Annotated in this window: 19 protein-coding genes; 10 read left to right on the top strand and 9 right to left on the bottom strand. The window is 73.4% G+C overall.

Annotated elements, in window-relative coordinates:
- Positions 1-105: 105 nt before the first annotated feature.
- From AB0O82_RS09310 to AB0O82_RS09295, 4 genes are all read right to left on the bottom strand, one after another.
- Positions 106-1,632, bottom strand: coding sequence for a M1 family metallopeptidase (locus tag AB0O82_RS09310; RefSeq protein WP_363581756.1), 1,527 nt, complete (start codon positions 1,630-1,632; stop codon positions 106-108).
- A 256-nt stretch (positions 1,633-1,888) separates the two neighbouring features.
- Positions 1,889-2,761, bottom strand: coding sequence for a sulfurtransferase (locus AB0O82_RS09305; RefSeq protein ID WP_363581754.1), 873 nt, complete (start codon positions 2,759-2,761; stop codon positions 1,889-1,891).
- 139 nt (positions 2,762-2,900) lie between these two features.
- A complete protein-coding gene (locus tag AB0O82_RS09300; RefSeq protein WP_363581752.1) occupies positions 2,901-3,227 on the bottom strand; it encodes a hypothetical protein in 327 nt (108 codons plus the stop codon).
- 178 nt (positions 3,228-3,405) lie between these two features.
- Positions 3,406-4,266, bottom strand: a complete 861-nt coding sequence (locus AB0O82_RS09295) for a polysaccharide deacetylase family protein (RefSeq protein WP_363581750.1) — start codon at positions 4,264-4,266, stop codon at positions 3,406-3,408.
- 228 nt (positions 4,267-4,494) lie between these two features.
- Here AB0O82_RS09295 and AB0O82_RS09290 point away from each other — a divergent pair, with 228 nt between their 5' ends.
- The gene (locus AB0O82_RS09290; RefSeq protein WP_079135406.1) at positions 4,495-5,355 is read left to right on the top strand and encodes an SAM-dependent methyltransferase; all 861 of its coding nucleotides are present in this window, start codon (positions 4,495-4,497) and stop codon (positions 5,353-5,355) included.
- Positions 5,356-5,442: 87 nt separating this feature from the next.
- Here the strand turns inward: AB0O82_RS09290 and AB0O82_RS09285 are convergent, their stop codons facing one another.
- Positions 5,443-6,312: a DNA-formamidopyrimidine glycosylase family protein gene (locus AB0O82_RS09285; RefSeq protein WP_363581748.1), complete on the bottom strand. Its 870-nt coding sequence runs from the start codon at positions 6,310-6,312 to the stop codon at positions 5,443-5,445.
- Between the two features lie 135 nt (positions 6,313-6,447).
- Here AB0O82_RS09285 and AB0O82_RS09280 point away from each other — a divergent pair, with 135 nt between their 5' ends.
- The 4 genes from AB0O82_RS09280 to AB0O82_RS09265 all read left to right on the top strand — a co-directional run bounded on the left by AB0O82_RS09280 (position 6,448) and on the right by AB0O82_RS09265 (position 9,236).
- Complete coding sequence (locus tag AB0O82_RS09280; protein WP_363581746.1) at positions 6,448-6,900, top strand: SRPBCC family protein; 453 nt, start codon at positions 6,448-6,450, stop codon at positions 6,898-6,900.
- Between the two features lie 166 nt (positions 6,901-7,066).
- A complete protein-coding gene (locus AB0O82_RS09275; RefSeq protein ID WP_363581744.1) occupies positions 7,067-7,726 on the top strand; it encodes a hypothetical protein in 660 nt (219 codons plus the stop codon).
- A gap of 98 nt (positions 7,727-7,824) precedes the next feature.
- A complete protein-coding gene (locus AB0O82_RS09270; RefSeq protein WP_363581742.1) occupies positions 7,825-8,622 on the top strand; it encodes a thioredoxin domain-containing protein in 798 nt (265 codons plus the stop codon).
- Positions 8,619-9,236, top strand: coding sequence for a vitamin K epoxide reductase family protein (locus tag AB0O82_RS09265; RefSeq protein ID WP_363581740.1), 618 nt, complete (start codon positions 8,619-8,621; stop codon positions 9,234-9,236). Before AB0O82_RS09270 ends, AB0O82_RS09265 begins: the two co-directional genes overlap by 4 nt.
- Positions 9,237-9,311: 75 nt before the next feature.
- Here AB0O82_RS09265 and AB0O82_RS09260 read toward each other — a convergent pair whose 3' ends face one another.
- Entirely contained in the window at positions 9,312-10,295 is a 984-nt protein-coding gene (locus AB0O82_RS09260; protein ID WP_363581738.1) for an adenosine deaminase, read from the bottom strand.
- A 173-nt stretch (positions 10,296-10,468) separates the two neighbouring features.
- Here AB0O82_RS09260 and AB0O82_RS09255 point away from each other — a divergent pair, with 173 nt between their 5' ends.
- Positions 10,469-10,750, top strand: coding sequence for a DUF6158 family protein (locus AB0O82_RS09255; protein WP_350883625.1), 282 nt, complete (start codon positions 10,469-10,471; stop codon positions 10,748-10,750).
- Between the two features lie 123 nt (positions 10,751-10,873).
- Positions 10,874-12,262 carry an NADP-dependent succinic semialdehyde dehydrogenase gene (locus tag AB0O82_RS09250; protein WP_363581736.1) on the top strand — a complete coding sequence of 463 codons (1,389 nt, stop codon included), beginning with the start codon at positions 10,874-10,876 and terminating at the stop codon, positions 12,260-12,262.
- A gap of 57 nt (positions 12,263-12,319) precedes the next feature.
- Here AB0O82_RS09250 and AB0O82_RS09245 read toward each other — a convergent pair whose 3' ends face one another.
- Positions 12,320-12,610 carry a hypothetical protein gene (locus tag AB0O82_RS09245; protein WP_363581734.1) on the bottom strand — a complete coding sequence of 97 codons (291 nt, stop codon included), beginning with the start codon at positions 12,608-12,610 and terminating at the stop codon, positions 12,320-12,322.
- A 44-nt stretch (positions 12,611-12,654) separates the two neighbouring features.
- A complete protein-coding gene (locus tag AB0O82_RS09240; protein ID WP_363581732.1) occupies positions 12,655-13,695 on the bottom strand; it encodes a Ku protein in 1,041 nt (346 codons plus the stop codon).
- 162 nt (positions 13,696-13,857) lie between these two features.
- Between AB0O82_RS09240 and AB0O82_RS09235 the strand changes: the two genes are divergently transcribed.
- From AB0O82_RS09235 to AB0O82_RS09225, 3 genes are all read left to right on the top strand, one after another.
- The gene (locus AB0O82_RS09235; protein ID WP_363581730.1) at positions 13,858-14,085 is read left to right on the top strand and encodes a hypothetical protein; all 228 of its coding nucleotides are present in this window, start codon (positions 13,858-13,860) and stop codon (positions 14,083-14,085) included.
- Positions 14,086-14,330: 245 nt separating this feature from the next.
- Positions 14,331-15,770, top strand: coding sequence for an amino acid permease (locus AB0O82_RS09230; protein ID WP_350883615.1), 1,440 nt, complete (start codon positions 14,331-14,333; stop codon positions 15,768-15,770).
- A gap of 165 nt (positions 15,771-15,935) precedes the next feature.
- Positions 15,936-17,126, top strand: coding sequence for a helix-turn-helix transcriptional regulator (locus tag AB0O82_RS09225; RefSeq protein ID WP_363581728.1), 1,191 nt, complete (start codon positions 15,936-15,938; stop codon positions 17,124-17,126).
- A 145-nt stretch (positions 17,127-17,271) separates the two neighbouring features.
- On the opposite strand, the gene AB0O82_RS09220 is transcribed toward AB0O82_RS09225, so the two are convergent.
- A complete protein-coding gene (locus AB0O82_RS09220) occupies positions 17,272-18,069 on the bottom strand; it encodes a serine protease (protein ID WP_363581726.1) in 798 nt (265 codons plus the stop codon).
- Positions 18,070-18,082: the final 13 nt, after the last annotated feature.

Below are 18,082 nucleotides of genomic sequence, written 5' to 3'. Positions count from 1 at the left end.
ATCGACCGCCCGCTTCCTCAAGCGGCCGACCGGACCACGCCCGTCACCAGGTCACCAGGTCACCTGGTCACCAGGTCACATCCGGGGGCTCAACGGACTCAGGAATCAACGCTCCTCGTCGTGCAGCGAGTTGGTCTCCTGGATCTTCTTCCAGGACTTCGGCTCCGCCGGCAGCCGCCCGGCGTCCTGTCCCGCGCCGGCACCCGGCGCGAGCGAGGCCGCCGCTGCGGCCGGCGCCGGCCCGGCGGCCGGCTTCGAGGCGGTGAACAGCCAGGTGGCGAAGAGGTCCCCGAGCTTCTTCCCGGAGACCTTCTCCGCGTACGCCTGGAACTCCGGGACGGAGGCGTTGCCGTAGCGGCGCTCGGTGGGCCAGCCCTTCAGGATCCGGAAGAACTTGTCGTCCCCGACGGCGTTGCGCAGCGCCTGGATGGCCACCGCGCCCCGGTCGTAGACGGCGTTCGCGAACTGGTTGGCGGCGCCCGGGTCGCCCGGCTTGACGGTCCAGAAGGGGTCGTCGGCCGGGTGCGAGGCGTAGACGTAGTCGGCGAGTTCCTGCGCCGTGCCCTCGTCCTCGTGCTCGGACCAGAGGAACTGCGAGTACCGGGCGAAGCCCTCGTTCAGCCAGATGTCACTCCAGTGCGAGACCGAGACGCTGTCGCCGTACCACTGGTGGGCCAGCTCGTGGACAACGACGGAGGTGTTGGAGCCGCGCGCGAACTGCCGGGGGCTGTAGAAGACCCGGGTCTGGGTCTCCAGGGCGAAGCCGGTCTTGACGTTGGGCACGTAGCCGCCGACCGAGCTGAACGGGTAGTCGCCGAAGTCGCCGCTCAGCCAGTCGACGATCTCGCCGGTGCGCTCGACGCTGGCCTTGGCCGCGTCGGTGTCCTCGCCGAGGTCCTTGCTGTACGCGTTGTAGACGGGCAGCCCGCTCGGCGTGGTGTCGGTCGTGACGTCGAACTTGCCGACCGCGAGGGTGGCCAGGTAGGTCGCCTGCGGCTTGTTCTCGCGCCAGCTGTAGCGGGTCCAGCCGGCCTGGGAGACGGCACTGGTCAGGATGCCGTTGCTGATCACCTGGTTGCCGTCCGGCACCTGGACCGAGACGTCGAAGGTGGCCTTGTCGCTCGGGTGGTCGTTGCTCGGGAACCACCACCACGCCGACTCGGGCTCGCCGGCGGCCACCGCGCCGTCCGGCGTGCGCAGCCAGGCGGTGAAGCCGTACTTCTTCACGGTGGACGGGACGCCCTTGTAGCGGACCACCACGGTCGTCTGGCTGCCCTTGGCGAGCGGCCGGGCGGGCGTGACCTCCAGCTCCTGCTCGCCGCTGGTGGCGAAGGTCGCCGGACGTCCGTTGACCCGGACCTCCTGGACGTTCAGCGCGAAGTCGAGGTTGAAGCGGGAGAGGTTCTCGGTCGCCGTGGCGAGGATGGTGGTGGTGCCCTCCAGCTCGTCGGTGGCGGGCTGGTATTTCAGCCGGATGTCGTAGTGCGAGACGCGGTACCCGCCGTTCCCGTAGGTCGGGTAGTACGGGTCTCCGATGCCGGCCGCGCCGGGTTGGAAGTCGGCCGCCGAGGCGGGGACGGCCAGGAACAGGCTCAGGGCGCTGGCAGCAGAGACGATCAGCCTCTTGCGCACGTGGTCCTCCAGGGTCACTGGGACGATGGGTCGGATCGATCCATGTCCCGGTGGCTCCCGCTCCACTCCCCAATTGTGAGATGTTCATGAAAAGAAACAGGCCGACACGGCACCGCCGCGGCACCGTCACACACCCCGCCGGCCCCCCGCGCCCCACCCGTCCCTCACGCCCCGACCCCTCACCCCCCGGCCCACTCACTCCTGACCCCCTTCACCCGCCGCCCCTTCACCCGCCGCCCCCTCACCCGCCGCCCCCTCACCCGCCGAGCGTCACCGGCGCCCGCACCAGCGAGCCGTACTCCGTCCACGAGCCGTCGTAGTTCTTCACGTGCGGGTACCCCAGCAGCTCGGTGAGCGCGAACCAGGTGTGCGCCGACCGTTCGCCGATCCGGCAGTACGCGATCACCTCGCGCTCCGGTTCCACGCCCTTCCCCGCGTACAGCGCCCGCAGTTCCTCCGCCGAGCGGAACGACCCGTCGTCGTTGGCCGCCTGCGACCAGGGGACGTTCACCGCGCCGGGAATGTGCCCGGGCACCTGCGCCTGCTCCTGCGGCAGGTGCGGCGGGGCGATCAGCTCGCCCCGGTACTCGGCGGGCGAGCGGACGTCGACCAGCACCGCGTCCGAGCCGGGCTTGGCGAACAGCTCGGCCTTGCCGAGCACTTCGTCCCGCAGCGCCCGCAGCTCCGGGCGCTCGGGCCCGGTCAGCCGGTAGGCGGTGTGCTGGTAGTCCATCACCTCTTCGGTGAGCCCGCGCCCCTCCAGCTCCCACTTCTTGCGCCCGCCGTCCAGCAGCCGCACGGGCCCGAAGCCGCGCAACCGCAGCAGCCAGTAGGCGTACGCGGCGAACCAGTTGTTGTTGCCGCCGTAGAGCACCACGGTGGTGTCGTCCTCCACGCCGGCCGCCCGCAGCAGGTGCTGGACGCCCTCCCGGTCGGCGTAGTCGCGGCCGACCCGGCTGTGCAGGTCGGTGGTCCAGTTCCAGCCGATCGCGCCGGGGATGTGGTCCCGGTCGTAGGCGGTGGTGTCCTCGTCGACCTCGACGACCCGGATCGTCCCGTCGTCCAGGTGGCGGGCCAGCCACTCGGTGCGGACCAGCGCCTCGGGGTGTGCGTAGCCGTTGCCGGTCATCCCAGGCCCTCCTTCGCTCTGCCCAGGCTTGGGGCGCCCGACCACGGGCACAGCGAGCCGCGCACGGGCACGGCGGGGCGCCGGCGACCGGGCCGGACAGTTCGACGGTACGCCGACCGTCCGGCCCGGGCCACCCCACTCAGGAGAAGACCACGGAGCGCAGCTTCAGCCGGTCGCCGAGCTTCTTGCCGGGGTTCATGACGTAGAAGACGTCGCCCTTGCAGTCGAAGTCCAGGAAGACCGTGGCCGTCGAGGTGGTGAAGTTCTCCGGCGCGAAGGCCGGGTCCTTCTCGGTGGCCCCGAACAGGTTGATGCACTGGCCGCTCTCCGGGTCGGCGAGCCCGGCCGGCACGCCGGGGCCGACCTTGTAGAGGAAGTCGCCGGTGGCGGCGCCGGCGGAGGTCGGAACCGCGAGGACGAGGGCGACGGCGCTGGCGACGGCGAGTGCGGTGTTGCGGAGACGCATGATTGATGGCCTTTCAGGAGGTACCTGGTGGTACCTGATGCATTGATGCGAGATCACCCTAGAGGCCCAAAATCAGCAGAAACGGTTCTCCCAAGCCACTCTTTCGGGTGGTTTAAGCGGTAAAGCCGCGACCTTCATCGGGAAACCGCCACCCGCACCCGCCGCCCCGCGCCCCCGCTCAGTTCGACGGGGCCGAGAAGGAGTACCCCTGGTCGACCAGCACCGGCAGGTACGCCTTCAGCGCCGCCACCGTCTGCGAGCGGTCACCGCCACCGTCGTGGTTGAGCACGATCGACCCCGGCCGGACGTTCTTGAGGATCCGCTCGGTGATCACCGAGGTCCCGGGCGTGGCCCAGTCCTCCGGGTCCACCGTCCAGCCCATCGGCCGCATCCCGAGCTCGGTGGTCACCCTGAGCGCGACCGGCGACCAGTCCCCGCCGGGCGCGCGGAACCAGGACGGCTGGCGCCCGGTGGTCCGGTACAGCAGGTCGGAGGTGCGCTCCAGTTCGTCCCGCACCGCCTCGTCGGACATGTGCCGCAGGTCGGGGTGGGTCCAGGTGTGGTTGCCGATGTGGTGGCCGCGGTCCGCGATCTCCCGGACCAGCCCGGTGTTCTCGACGGCGCACTCGCCGACCAGGAAGAAGGTCGCCCGGATCCCGTACTGCTGGAGCAGCGCCAGGACGGTCGGCGTGTACCGGGGATCCGGCCCGTCGTCGATGGTGAGCCCCACCACCCGCTGGCCCGGGTCGAGTTGGTTGACCGGCTTGGCCTCCTCCTCCGTGAGCCGCCGGCGGGCGGGCATCGGCGGGGCGGCGGCGGGCGGCGGCGCAGCCGTGGGGGCGGGCGGGGGCGCCGCGGAGGGGGCGGCCTGGGCCGCCTCCGGCCCGGAGCCCGGTCCGGAGGCCTCCGGCGCGGCACCCGGCGGCCGCGCCGTGGCGCCCGCCCCGGCGTCGTCCGCGTCGCTCCAGGGGCTGCCGCAGCCGGCCGCCCCGAGCAGGGACATCCCGGCCGCGACCAGTAGCAGTCGCCGCGAGGGCATTCGTGAGTAAATCTGATGATCTGACAGCATTCTGAATGCTTCCCCCGTGTAGCGCCGCCGCTCCCCGATGGCGCCTCAGACGGGCCCGATCACCACTCCGACGGCGCAAGCGCACCCCGCCCGCCCCCGGCTTCCCCGCGACTTCCCCGACCGGACGCTCGGCCTCCCCTCCCGACCGCTACGCTGTGCCTTCCCCAGTGTGATGATCTGCCATCAGAGGACGTGGCCATGACGACAAGTCAGGACATCCCGGACCAGGGCCGGCCCGACGACGACCCCGCCGAGCTGAGCCAGTGGGAACGGTTCGGCGTCGACACCACCGCCCCGCACTCGGCGCGCGTGTACGACTACTGGCTGGGCGGCAAGACCAACTTCCCGCCGGACCGTGCCATGGGGCAGGCCATCGAGGAGGCCGTGCCGAGCGTCAAGCAGATGGCCAAGGCGAACCGCGCCTTCCAGGGCCGGGCCGTCCGCCACCTCGCCCGGGAACACGGCATCCGCCAGTTCCTCGACCTCGGCACCGGCATCCCCACCTCGCCCAACACCCACGAGATCGCCGAGGCGGTCAGCCCCGGCACCCGGGTGGTCTACGTCGACAACGACCCGATCGTGCTCGCCCACGCCCGCGCCCTGATGGTGTCCAGCCCCGCCAGCCGGACCACCTACATCCACGCCGACCTGCGCAAGCCCGAGGAACTGTTCACCGACCCGGCGCTCACCGCCACGCTGGACCTCACCCAGCCGGTCGGCCTGCTGATGATCGCCGTGCTGATGCTCATCGCCGACGAGGACGACCCGTGGGGACGGGTCGCCGCCCTGCGCGACGCCCTGCCCGCCGGCAGCTGCATCGCCCTCACCACCCCCACCCAGGACTTCGACCCGGAGGCGGTCGGCAAGGTCACCGAGGCCGCCCGGGCCGGCGGCATGACCCTCGTCCCGCGCACCCACGACGACGTCCTGCGCTTCTTCGACGGCTGGGACCTGGTCGAGCCGGGCCTCTCCCCCGTCCTCGCCTGGCGCCCGGACGGCGAGCCGCCGGCCGACCCGAAGGCCGCGTACTACTGGGGCGGCGTCGCCGTCAAGCGCTGAACCCGCGCCGGGCCCGCCCCCACCGGAGCCCCACGGAAACCCACCCCGGGTGGGGCGGGCCGCACCGGGCCCGCCCCGCCCGTGCCCTCACTTCAGCAGCCGCGACAGCCGCCGGTCCGCCAGCGGCTTCCCCCCGGTCTGGCAGGTCGGGCAGTACTGCAGCGAGGAGTCCGCGAAGGACACCTCGCGCACGGTGTCCCCGCAGACCGGGCAGGGCAGGCCGGTCCGGCCGTGCACCCGCAGCCCCAGCTTCTTCTCCGCCTTGAGCTCCCCCGCCGCCAGCCCCCGCGAGCGCTCCACCGCGTCCCGCAGCGTGGCGCCGAGCGCCTCGTAGAGCCGCGCCGCCTCCTCCTCGGTCAGGCTGGACGCCAGCTTGTACGGGGACATCCGGGCCGCGTGCAGCACCTCGTCCGAGTAGGCGTTGCCCACCCCGGCCAGCACGCCCTGGTCGCGCAGCACGCCCTTGAGCCGGCGCCGGTCGCCGCTCAGCAGGGCGGCGAAGTCCGCCAGGGTGAACGCCGGGTCCAGCGGGTCGGGGCCGAGCCGGGCCACCCCGGGCACCTCGGCCGGATCCTTCACCACGTAGACCGCGAGGCCCTTCTTCGTCCCCGCCTCGGTCAGGTCGAAGCCGTCGCCGGCTTCCCCGGCCAGGCGCAGCCGCAGCGCCAGCGGGTTCCTCGGGCTCGGGCGCGGCGGTTCGGCGGGCAGGCCGTCCTTCCAGCGCAGCCAGCCGGCCCGGGCCAGGTGGACCACCAGGTGCAGCCCGCCGGCCTCGATGTCGAGGAACTTGCCGCGCCGGGTCACCGGGCCGACCATCCGCCCCTCCAGCGCGGTGACCGGCGGGTCGTACGTCTTCAGCGCGCTGATCGCGCCCGGCTGCACCCGGGCGATGACGCGCCCGGTCAGCCGCTCGGACAGGAAGTCGCTCAGCGCCTCGACCTCGGGCAGCTCCGGCATGCGCCCAGTCTCCCGCAGCCCCGCGCCGGCCGCCCGCCCGGGGGCGTGCCTTTGCCCGACCCCCGCGCGGGGCGCAGGCTGGAACTACGCGCCGTACCCCGCGACCCCCATGCGCCCCCGCCACGGAGCACCGTGATGAGCATCCTTGAGGAACAGATCGACCTCGCCGTCCCCGTCCTCGCCGCCTGGGAGCAGCTGCACCGGGTGCACGAGTACCCGCAGTTCGTCGACGGCGTCCGCAGCGCCCACCCGCACGGGCGGAACCTGGCGCACCTCGGGGTGGAGGTCGACGGCGCCGAGCGGGCGGTGGACACCGAGATCACCGACCGCGGCCGGGGCCGGGTGATGTCCTGGCGGACGCTCGACGAACCGCGGCTGCACGGCGCGTTCGCGCTGCTGCCGCTGGACGCCCGGCACACCCGGTTGCAGATCCGGGTGGAGTACGACCCGGAGGCGATGCACGAGGCGTTCGGCGGGCCGCGCGGCTTCGCCCTGGCCGGGGCGATCGAGCGGACCGTGCGGGGCGACCTGGAGCACTTCCGGGAACTGGTCGAGGAGCGGGTCGGCGCGGCGGGCAGACGCGGCTGAGCGCAGCCGGCAGGCCCGGGCGAGCGCGGCGGGCAGCCCCGGTGAGCACGGCGGCCCAACCCGCATAAGGGCCGCATAAGCCCAGCTCAGCGCCGGTGGTGAGGCTCTTCACAGCGGACCTCCGGCCCGACTGTTTCGCTTTCAACCTGTGGCAGACTCGGATGCCATGGACATCGGCCCGGTCACCAGGACGCTCCGCGCGGCGGTCTTCGCCGCGCTGGTCGTGCTGCTCGCCGGGCTCGGCCAGGTGCTGGTCACCGGCCGCGCGCTGCCGGCCGGCCCGATGGCCCTGGCCTGCGTCGCCGTGTTCGCGGTGGCGTACGCGCTGGCCGGCCGCGAGCGCGGCTACCCGGCGGTCGCGGCGGTGTTCCTGCCGCTGGAGCTGGGCGTCAGCGCGCTGTTCGACTTCGCCCAGACCACCTGCCCGTCCTTGCCGCCCGGCTCCGCGCGCGGCTTCCAGCCGCTGCTGTGCGGCGGCGGTTCGCTGGGCGGGTTCCTGCTCGGCCACGGCGTCTCCCAGCAGACCGGCGTCCTGCTGCTCCTGCTGCTGCACGCCGCGATCGCGCTGGCCGGCGCGTTCTGGCTGCGCCGCGCGGACGCCGCGCTGGCCGGCCTCGCCCGCACCGCCCGGATGCTGGGCGACTTCCTGCACCGGCACCTGCCGGCCGCCGCCCGCTGGCTGCGGCTGCTCGCCGCGCCCGTCCCGGCCCGTCCGGTGGCGCGGGTGCCGTTCCCCCGGGCCAGCCGGACCCTGGTCCCGGCCGAGGACGTCGTCGTCCGCCCGACCGTCCGGCGCGGTCCGCCGGCGCTCGCCCTGGCCTGCTGACAGGCGCGCGCCGCTCGGCGCCGCTCCCGGCCGGTCCTCTCGCCGCGCGCCCCGCGCGCCCGCACCCCCGCACGCCCGAGAGCACAGGACGACACCTCATGAGCAACACCCGCAAGGCCGCCGCCAAGACCAGCGCCACCGACCGCATGCGCGCCGCCCGCGCCCAGGCCGAGCGCTCCGACCGGATCCGCCGCCGGGTCGTGGTCGGCGGCGCCTCCGCCGCCGTGCTCGCCCTCGTGGCGGGTGTGGCCTTCGCCGTCGGCGGCTCCTCCGGCTCCGGTTCCGCCGACGCGGCCGCGAGCGGCCCGCTGGTCGTCCCCGCCAACACGGGCGGCCAGGACGGCACCGTGATCACCTACGGCAAGGCCGACGCCCCGCACACCCTGGAGATCTACGAGGACTTCCGCTGCCCGTACTGCGAGCAGTTGGAGACCACCACCGGCAAGGCCGTCCAGCAGCTCGCCGACGACGGCACGTACAAGATCGAGTACCACCTGGCGACGTTCCTGGACAAGAACCTCGGCGGCAAGGGCTCGCGCACCGCGCTGGCCGCCGCCGGCGCCGCGCTCAACGAGGGCGTGGACAAGTTCAAGCAGTTCCACGACGTGCTCTACGCCAACCAGCCCGACGAGCGCACCGACGGCTTCGGCGACGTCAACCACCTCCTCGACCTGGCCGGCCAGGTGCCCGGGCTGAAGACCGACGGCTTCGTCAAGGCCGTCCAGGACGGTACCTACGCGCCGTGGGCGGCCAAGGTCAACGAGGAGTTCGACAAGAGCGACGTCACCGGCACCCCGACCGTCAAGCTGGACGGCAAGAAGCTGGACGTCCTCACCGGCGGCAAGGCCGCCACGCCCGAGCAGTTCACCGCGATGGTCAAGCAGGTGACCGGATGACGGCCGCCGCCCCCGCCGCGCGGACGTACGGCGCGAGCCGCCCGTTCGCCTGGCTGCTGCTGATCGGCGGCGCGGTCGGCCTGTTCGCCTCCTCGGTCCTCACCCTGGACAAGATCCGGCTGCTGAAGGACCCGTCGTACGTCCCCTCCTGCAACATCAACCCGATCATCAGCTGCGGCTCGATCATGCGCAGCGACCAGGCCGAGGCCTTCGGCTTCCCCAACTCGCTGCTCGGCCTGGTCGGCTTCGGGGTCGTCATCGCGATCGGCGCCGGGCTGCTCTCCGGGGCGACGTACCGGCGCTGGTTCTGGCTCGGCCTCCAGGCCGGGACGGTCTTCGGCGTCGGCTTCGTGACCTGGCTGATGTACCAGGCGCTCTACCGGATCAGCGCGCTCTGCCCGTACTGCATGGTGGTCTGGGCCTCGATGATCCCGCTGTTCTGGTACACCACCCTGCACAACCTGCGCTCCGGGATCATCCCCACCGGCCGCGCCCTGCGCCCGGTCGTCCGCGAGGCGGCGCGCTACCACTGGGTCGTCCCGGCGCTCTGGTACGCGGTGATCGCCCTGCTGGTCCTCAACCGGTTCTGGTACTACTGGAGCACCCTGCTCTGACCTCGTCCGCCCGGCCCCGGGCCCTACGCTCCGGGGCCGGGCGGCCGGTCCGTCAGCCGCCGTTCAGGACAGTTCCTAGAAGCGGAACTCCTCGACCTCGGCCAGCAGTTCGGCCCGGCGCTCGTCGTCGATGAAGGAGGCCCGGAAGGAGTTGGCGGCGAGCCGGCGCAGGGTCTCCTCGTCGAGCGCGAGGGCCTGCTGCACGGCCCGGAAGTTGTCGTCGACGTAGCCGCCGAAGTACGCCGGATCGTCCGAGTTGACGGTGACCAGCAGACCGGCCTCCAGCATCTCGCGCAGCGGGTGGTCGGCGAGGGTGTCGATGCACCGCAGGCGGACGTTGGAGAGCGGGCAGAGCGTCAGCGGGACCTGCTCGCGGACCAGCCGCGCGACCAGCTCGCCGTCCTCCAGGCAGCGCAGGCCGTGGTCGATCCGCTCGACGCCGAGCACGTCCAGCGCCTCGGTGATGTAGGACGCCGGGCCCTCCTCGCCCGCGTGCGCGACGCGGCGCAGCCCGGCCTCGGCGGCCCGCCGGTAGACCTCGCGGAACTTGGCCGGCGGGTGGCCGACCTCGGCCGAGTCGAGGCCGATGCCCGCGATCCGGTCGAAGTACGGGCGGGCGGCCTCGAAGGTCTCCAGCGCGGATTCGGCGGACTCGTCCCGCAGGAAGCACATGATCAGCCGGGTGCTGATCCCGTGCCGCTCCTCGCTGCGCGCCAGCGCCCGGGTCAGGCCGTCGACCACCACGCCGAGCGGCACGCCGCGCGCGGTGTGCGCCTGCGGATCGAAGAAGATCTCCGCGTGCCGGACCCCCGCCTCGGCCGCCCGGGTGAGGTAGGCGTCGGCGAGGTCGGCGAAGTCCTCCTCGGTGCGCAGCACGGCCATCAGGGCGTAGTACAGGTCCAGGAAGGACTGCAGGTCGCTGAAGGAGTACGCCTTCCGCAGCGCCTCGGTGTCGGCGTAGGGCAGCGCGACCGCGTTGCGGGCGGCGAGGGCGAAGGCGAGTTCGGGCTCCAGGGTGCCTTCGATGTGCAGGTGGAGTTCGGCCTTGGGGAGCGGCATGGGGGATCTGTCCGAGCTGTAGGGGGCGGGAGCGAAGAGTCCAGAAGCATTCATCCTACGATCCGTTCGATCACGATCGCCCTGACGGGCGCGCCCCCGGCCACCCGAACTGGTGCACCGGCCGGGGGCAGCGGGCACCCTGGAGGAGGGGGCTTCCGCCGAGGAGGTACCAGATGCGGCACGTCGAGGATCCGCACATCCGGCCTGCGGGCGTCTCCCCGCACGCCCTGGGCAACGACACGCTCCTGCACGAGCTGGAACAGCTGCACCGCACGCGCCACGAGACCTTCCTGTACGGCTCGGAGGAGGCCCTCAAGCGGCACACCCTGCGCACCGGGCAGCTGGAGGCCGAGTACCTGCACCGCTTTCCCAGCCGGCTGGTGACGGCCGGGCGGACCAGGGCCGGCGCCCGGGCCCGCGAGGCGGCGGCCCGGGTGGAGTCGCTGCCCGAGTAGACGTGCCCGCGCCACCACCGCCCGGCGGGACACGCCGGGCGGTGGTGGCGTGCCCCCGGGCGGGCCGTCGGGGAGGGTGAGAGGCGCAGACGCACCGGACCCCGACCCCCCTGGGAGCCCCGCATGCCCATCGCCAGCGTCAACCCCGCGACCGGCGAGATCCTGGAGACCTTCGAACCGCTCGACGCGGCCGGCATCGAACAGCGGCTGGCCCGCGCCGAGGCCGCGTTCCACGGCTACCGCACCACCCCCTTCGCCGCCCGCGCCGACCTGCTGCGCCGGGCCGCCGACCTGCTGGACCAGGACCGGGAGGCGATCGCCCGCACGATGACCGAGGAGATGGGCAAGCCGCTCGCCGCCTCCCGGGCCGAGGCCGCCAAGTGCGCCACGGCGATGCGCTGGTACGCCGACCGCGCCGAGGAACTGCTCGCCGACGAGCACCCGGCCCCGGCCGACGTCGCCGACTCCGGCGCCGCCCGCGCCTACGTCCGCTACCGCCCGCTCGGGGCAGTGCTGGCCGTGATGCCGTGGAACTTCCCGTTCTGGCAGGTGGTCCGGTTCGCCGCGCCGGCCCTGATGGCGGGCAACGTCGGCCTGCTCAAGCACGCCTCCAACGTGCCCCGGACGGCGCTGGCGCTGGAGGAGCTGTTCCGGCGGGCCGGCTTCCCGGAGGGCTGCTTCCAGACCCTGCTGATCGGCTCGGGCGCGGTCGAGGGCGTGATCCGGGACCGCCGGGTGGCCGCGGTGACGCTCACCGGCAGCGAGCCCGCCGGGCGGGCGGTCGCCGCCACCGCCGCCGACGAGGTGAAGAAGGCCGTCCTGGAACTGGGCGGCAGCGACCCCTTCGTGGTGCTGCCCAGCGCCGACCTGGACGCGGCGGTGCGCACCGCCGTCCGGGCCCGGGCGCAGAACAACGGGCAGTCCTGCATCGCCGCCAAGCGCTTCATCGTGCACACCGACGTGTACGACCGCTTCACCGCCGCCTTCACCGAGGCGATGCGGGCGCTGCGCGTCGGCGACCCGATGGACGAGGCGACCGACGTCGGCCCGCTGGCCAGCCGCCAGGGCCGGGACGACCTGGAGGAGCTGGTCGAGGACGCCCGCACCCACGGCGCCCGGGTCGAGTGCGGCGGCGGGCGCCCGGAGGGCTGGGACACCGGCTACTTCTACGAGCCGACGGTGCTGACCGGCATCACCCCGGCCATGCGGATCCACCAGGAGGAGACCTTCGGCCCGGTCGCCACGGTCTACCGGGTCGCCGACCTGGACGAGGCGGTGGCGCACGCCAACGACACGCCGTTCGGGCTCAGTTCCAACGTCTGGACCCGGGACGAGGGCGAGCAGGAGCGCTTCGTCCGCGACATCCAGGCCGGCGGGGTGTTCTTCAACGGGATGACCGCCTCCCACCCGGCGCTGCCGTTCGGCGGCGTCAAGCGCTCCGGGTTCGGCCGGGAGCTGTCCGGGCACGGGATCCGGGAGTTCTGCAACATCACCACGGTGTGGATCGGCTGAGCACCCCCGGACCGCCGGGCACGAGCCGGGCACGAGCCGGACGCGGACGCGGCCGGGTCAGGGCGCCACGCGGTGCCTGCCCCGGCCGGGCGTCATCCAGCGGGCGACCACGCCGACCAGGGCGAGGACGGTCGCTCCCCAGACGATGGCCATCAGCACCAGCATCGGCAGCCAGCTCACCTGGGCGCCGACCATGCCCAGGCCGAGCGAGAGCGCGACCATGAACACGACGGCGGTCGGGTTGAGGCCGAGCAGCCAGTGCCAGGCCCGCTGCGCCGGGCTCCGGTGCGGCGGCGGGGCCTCGGGGTCGGTTTCGGTGTCGAGTTCCTTGTACGTCAGCAGGTCCATCGGGATCGCCTCCGGTTCTCGGGGGGCTGCCGGATCCGCGGGGCTCAGGAGGCCTTGCGCGGAGCCGTGGACTTTCCGGTCGCGGTCTTTCCCGCCGCGACCTTCGCGGTCGTGGACTTCGCGGTCGCGGACTTCGCGGTCGCGGACTTCGCGGTCGCGGTCTTCTTCGCCGGGGCGGTCCTCTTCGCCGGGGCGGCCTTCCCGGCGGCGGCCGCCGATCCGGCGGGCTTCTTCACCGGGGCGCGCCTGCGGGGCGCGGGCTGCTCCTCCTCCGGCTGGTCCTCGTCGGGCCCGGCGGCGTGCCCCCGCCCGCCCTTGGCCCGCTTGAGGCTGCTGCGCAGCGCCTCCATCAGGTCGATCACGTTGTCGGGCGCCTCGCCCGGCTCCTCCTCGTGCGGGAGCTCGACGCCCTCCAACCGGGCCGTGATCACCTGCTGGAGCGCCCGCTGGTAGTCGTCGTGCAACTGGGCGAGGTCGAAGTCCTCGGAGAGGGTGTCCATCAGCGACCGCGCCATCTTGAGCTCCTGCGGCCGGACGGTGACGTCCTCTTCGGGCGCGATGCCGGCCGCGGGGCGGACCTCGTCGGGCCAGATGCAGGTCTGCAGCACCAGTGTGCCGTCGTGCACCCGCAGCACCGCCGGGGATTCCCGGGTGCGCAGCGCGATCTTGGTGACGGCGATCTGCCCGGACGCGGTGAGCGCGTCGCGCAGCAGGGCGTACGGCTTGGCGGCGGCCTGGTCGGCGACGCCCACGTAGTAGGCCTTGGAGAACATCAGCGGGTCGATCTCGTCGGCGTCCACGAAGGCCAGCACGTCGATGATCTTCTTGCTGGGCAGCGGCAGGTCGGCGAGGTCCTCGTCGGTGAGCGTGACGGTCCGGCCGTCGGGGGACTCGTAGCCCTTGGCGATCTCCGCGTACGGGACTTCCTTCTCCTCCCGCTCGCAGTACCGCTTCATCCGCACCCGCCCGCCGTCCTTGGCGTGCACCTGGTGCAGCGGGACGTCGTGTTCCTGGGTGGCCGAGTAGAGGTGGACGGGGATGCTGACCAGCCCGAAGCTGATCGTCCCCTTCCAGGTGGTCTGCATGGGGGTCGCTCCTTCCCGGAGTTTCCCGTTGCCGGAGGTTCCCGCCCGGCCCGGCGTCCTCGCGCCGAGGACGTGCCGAGGACGTGCCGAGAATCCCACTGTGCCCGGGTTTGCCCCGATCGGCCACACCGGGCCGACAATGGGCCGAGGAGGTCGATGCCGATGACCGTCCGGAGCCGTGCGCAGGGCGCACCGCCGCCGCCACCGGAGCGGACCGTGTACCGGGTGGTGTACGCGGTGCGGGGCGAGGCCGGCGTGCGGCGGGCGGAGGTCGAGGTGGTGCCCGGATACTCGCAGGAGGGCGACATCCCCCGGATCCTGGCGGCGCGGCTGACCGGCCGGCCCGCGGACGCGGCGCGGATCACCGTGCTGGACCTGCGCGGGTCGTGAGCCGCGACGGGGCTCCGAGCGCCTCCGACGCATTGGCGGTGCGTCAGATTTGAGCTTTTCGCACCGCATTTCCACCCGCTCTGACCTGGCTTTTTGCGTCCGGTTACCGAACATTTACGGATGCTCTGTTCCGATACGCGGCCGTAGAAGTTAGGTTGCACCGCAATGCGCGGGTCCGTCCCCCACCCTCCGGCGCAACGAGCCGAGGGTCGCGCCGCGCGCGGGAAAGGCACAGGGCTCATCTGATGAGTGCGGACACCACCAGGCCTGCGGCAGCCGCCCAGGTCCCCCAGCAGGCCGGGCCGCCCGGGCACGGCGGCGAGGGCCACCTGAAGGCGGGGCTCAAGAACCGCCACCTGTCGATGATCGCCATCGGCGGGGTGATCGGCGCCGGCCTGTTCGTCGGCTCCGGCGCGGGCATCGCCACCACCGGGCCGGGCATCCTGCTCTCCTACACGCTGGCCGGCGTGCTGGTCGTGCTGGTGATGCGGATGCTCGGCGAGATGGCGGCGGCCGACCCGCAGAGCGGCTCGTTCTCGGCGTACGCGGACCGCGCGCTCGGCCGCTGGGCCGGGTTCACCATCGGCTGGCTGTACTGGTTCTTCTGGGTCGTGGTGCTCGCGGTGGAGGCGACCGCCGGCGCGAAGATCCTCAACGCCTGGATGCCCGGCGTGCCGCAGTGGGCGTTCGCGCTGCTCGTGATGGCGGTGCTGACCGCCACCAACCTGTTCTCGGTGGCCTCCTACGGCGAGTTCGAGTTCTGGTTCGCCGGGATCAAGGTGGTGGCGATCGCCGCGTTCCTGGTGATCGCCACGCTCGCCGTCTTCGGCCTGCTGCCCGGCACCCACGCGGTCGGCACCAGCAATCTGACCGGCCACGGCGGCTTCCTGCCGCACGGCGTGGGCGCGGTGTTCACCGGCATGCTCACGGTGGTCTTCGCCTTCATGGGCAGCGAGATCGTCACCCTGGCCGCGGGCGAGTCGGAGGACCCGGAGCGCGCGGTCAGCAAGGCCACCAACAGCGTGATCTGGCGCATCGGGATCTTCTACCTGGGCTCGATCCTGCTCGTGGTCACCCTGCTGCCGTGGGACTCGGACGCCGTCAAGGGCAGCCCGTACGTGGCGGTGCTGGAGCACGTGGGCATCCCGGGCGCCGGCCAGGTGATGAACGTGATCGTGCTGACGGCCGTGCTGTCCTGCCTCAACTCCGGGATGTACACGGCCTCCCGGATGGCCTTCTCGCTCGGCCAGCGCGGGGACGCGCCGAAGGCCTTCGCGACCGTGACCAAGCGGGGCGTGCCGCGGGTGGCCATCCTGTCCTCGGTGGTCTTCGGCTTCGTCGCGGTGTTCTTCAACTACACCTCGCCGGACACGGTGTTCGCTTTCCTGCTCAACTCCTCCGGCGCGGTTGCGCTGTTCGTCTGGCTGGTGATCTGCTTCTCCCAGCTGCGGATGCGCCGGATCATCGAGCGGGAGACTCCCGAGCGGCTGACCGTCCGCATGTGGCTGTACCCCTATCTGACCTGGACGGCCATCGGCATGATCGGGTTCGTGGTGGCGTACATGTTCACCGACGCCGACGGGCGCAAGCAGATGTACCTGTCGCTGGTCGCCGCGGCGATCGTGCTCGCGGCCTCGGCCGTGGTGGGCCGACGGCGGCGGGCCGCGGTGGCGGCGGAGTCCTGACCCGTCCGCGCCGCGCGACGGTGCCGGGCCCGGGAGCCGTTGCGGAGGCTCCCGGGCCCGGTGCCGTTCGAGGGATGCGACCCACAGTTTGACAATGGCACGTCAAAGGGGATACCTGGGCATGGCGCTCCCCCACGAGCGCTCCCCCACCCCCCGGGAGACCCCTTGCCACCCCTCCCCGCCCCCGCGTCCGCGCGCCTGCGCTTCGGCCACCGGCTGCGCCACTGGCGCGAGGCCCGCGGACTCAGCCAGGCCGAACTCGGCCGCCTGCTCGGCTACCACAACTCACTGATCAGCCGAGTGGAGAACGCCCGCCGCTGGCCACCGCCGGGACTCCCCGCCCGGGCCGACGAACTCCTGCTCACCGGAGGCGAGTTGGCCACCCTCTGGCAACCCGTCCGGCAGGAGCGGGAGCACCTCGGCGAACTCGCCGCCCCCGCCCTGCCACCCCTCGGCGAGAGCGGCACAGGGCCCCCGACGGGCCGACCGGACGCCGCCACCTTCGCCGTGCTCGGCCACCTGCTCGATGTCTACCGCGCGGCCGCCACCCACACCGGCGGCGAACAGCTGGCCACCGTCCTCGAACACCACGCCCGCACCCTGGCCGCCTGGCAGCACGCCGCCCCGCGCGAAACCGCCCCCGCCGTCCGCTCGCTCGCCGCCCGCTACGCCGAACTCGCAGGCTGGGCCCACTTCGAGGGGGACCGCCGCACCCGCGCGCTCGGCTGGTACGCGGCCGGGCTGGAGTGGGCCCGCGCCGCCGACGACCAGCCGACCGCGGCCGCCCTGCTCGCCCGGCAGAGCACCCTGCACTGGTGGAGCGGCGACCCGGCCACCGCCCTCGCCCTGGCCGAGGCCGCCCACGCCACCGCCCGCGCCCTGCCCGGCCTGCGCGCCTGGGCCGCCCTCGCCCAGGCGCACGCCCACGCACTGGCCGGCGCGGCGCCCGAGACGTGGCGGGCCCTGGCGGACGCCGAACGGCTGACCGAGGCCGCCCTGCGGGCCGGCGAGCCGGCGCCCGGGGCCGCCCGGGCCGCCCTGGTGCTGGGCGTCGCCCACGGCACCTGCCACCGGGACCTCGCCGTCCGCACCGGCCACACCGCCCACGCGCACGCGGCGGTGGCCCACCTGGGCGCCGCCCTGGGGCGCCTGGACCAGGCCGCCCACCCGCACGACCACGCACTGGTCGCCGGCCGCCTCGCCGGGGCGTACGCCCGGGCCGGGCGCCACGAGGCCGCGGCCGCCGTCCTCTCCCGGCTACCGCCGGACGCCACCGGCCGGATCGCCTACGAGCGGCGCCGGGCCCGGGCCTGGCTGGGCGGTTCGACGGCGCACCGGCCCCCGGCGGACGGCTGACCACGGACCACGGACCACGGACCACGGACCACGGACGGCGGACGCGCCGGAGCGCCCGGTGGGGATCCCCCGGGCGCTCCGGTTCTTCGGCTCTTCGACTCTTCGGCTCTCCGGCTCTCCGGCGGTCGGCGGTCGGCGGTCGGCGTCAGAGCCCGGCCGCCGCCGCGGCGATGTCGGCCGCGTAGGTGCTGACCTTGGTGTAGACGCCCGGGTAGCCGGGCCGGGCGCAGCCGCTGCCCCAGCTGACGATGCCGACCTGGACCCAGCGGCCGGCCGCGTCCCGGTGGACCATCGGCCCGCCGGAGTCGCCCTGGCAGGTGTCGACGCCTCCCTGGTCGACGTAGCCCGCGCAGAGTGAGGCCGCGCTGTTCAGGCCCGGGTAGGCGTTGGCGCAGGCGGCGTCGTCGACGAACGGCACGGTGGCCTTGAGCAGGTAGCGCTGCTGCGCGCCGCCCTCGGTCGCGGCGCCCCAGCCCATGATGGTGAAGGTGCCGCTGTCGTAGGCGGTGGAGTCGGTGGTCGGCAGCGTGCTCACCTGGCTGCCGCCGACCGGCGAGGCCAGCTTGATCAGCGCCCAGTCGTCGCCGCTCTCCGCCCCGGAGAAGCCGGGCGCCTGGTACACGTACGACGAGCGGACCTTGACCGCGCTGCCGCTGCGCAGGTCGACCGCGCCGGCGGTCGCGGTGATGCTGGTGTCGGCGCCGGTGCCGTTGACGCAGTGGGCGGCGGTGAGCACGATCTGCGGGGTGTAGAGCGCGCCGCCGCAGCCCATCGAGAGCCGCACCACGAACGGGAACTCGCCCTGCGCCGCCCGCGTGCCGCCGACCACGCCCGGCGAGGGCGCCGAGGGTGCGGGCGAGGCGGCGGCGGGCAGCACGAGCGCGCCGGCGCCGAGCACCAGGGTGGCCAACAGCACGATGAATCTTCCGAATTGACGCTTCATCAGGCTCCTCCAT

It is taken from the genome of Kitasatospora sp. NPDC088264, assembly GCF_040685715.1.
Classification (GTDB): Bacteria; Actinomycetota; Actinomycetes; order Streptomycetales; family Streptomycetaceae; genus Kitasatospora.
The sequence above is the reverse complement of the archived record's forward strand: the minus strand, read 5'-3'. Positions and strand labels throughout refer to the sequence as shown.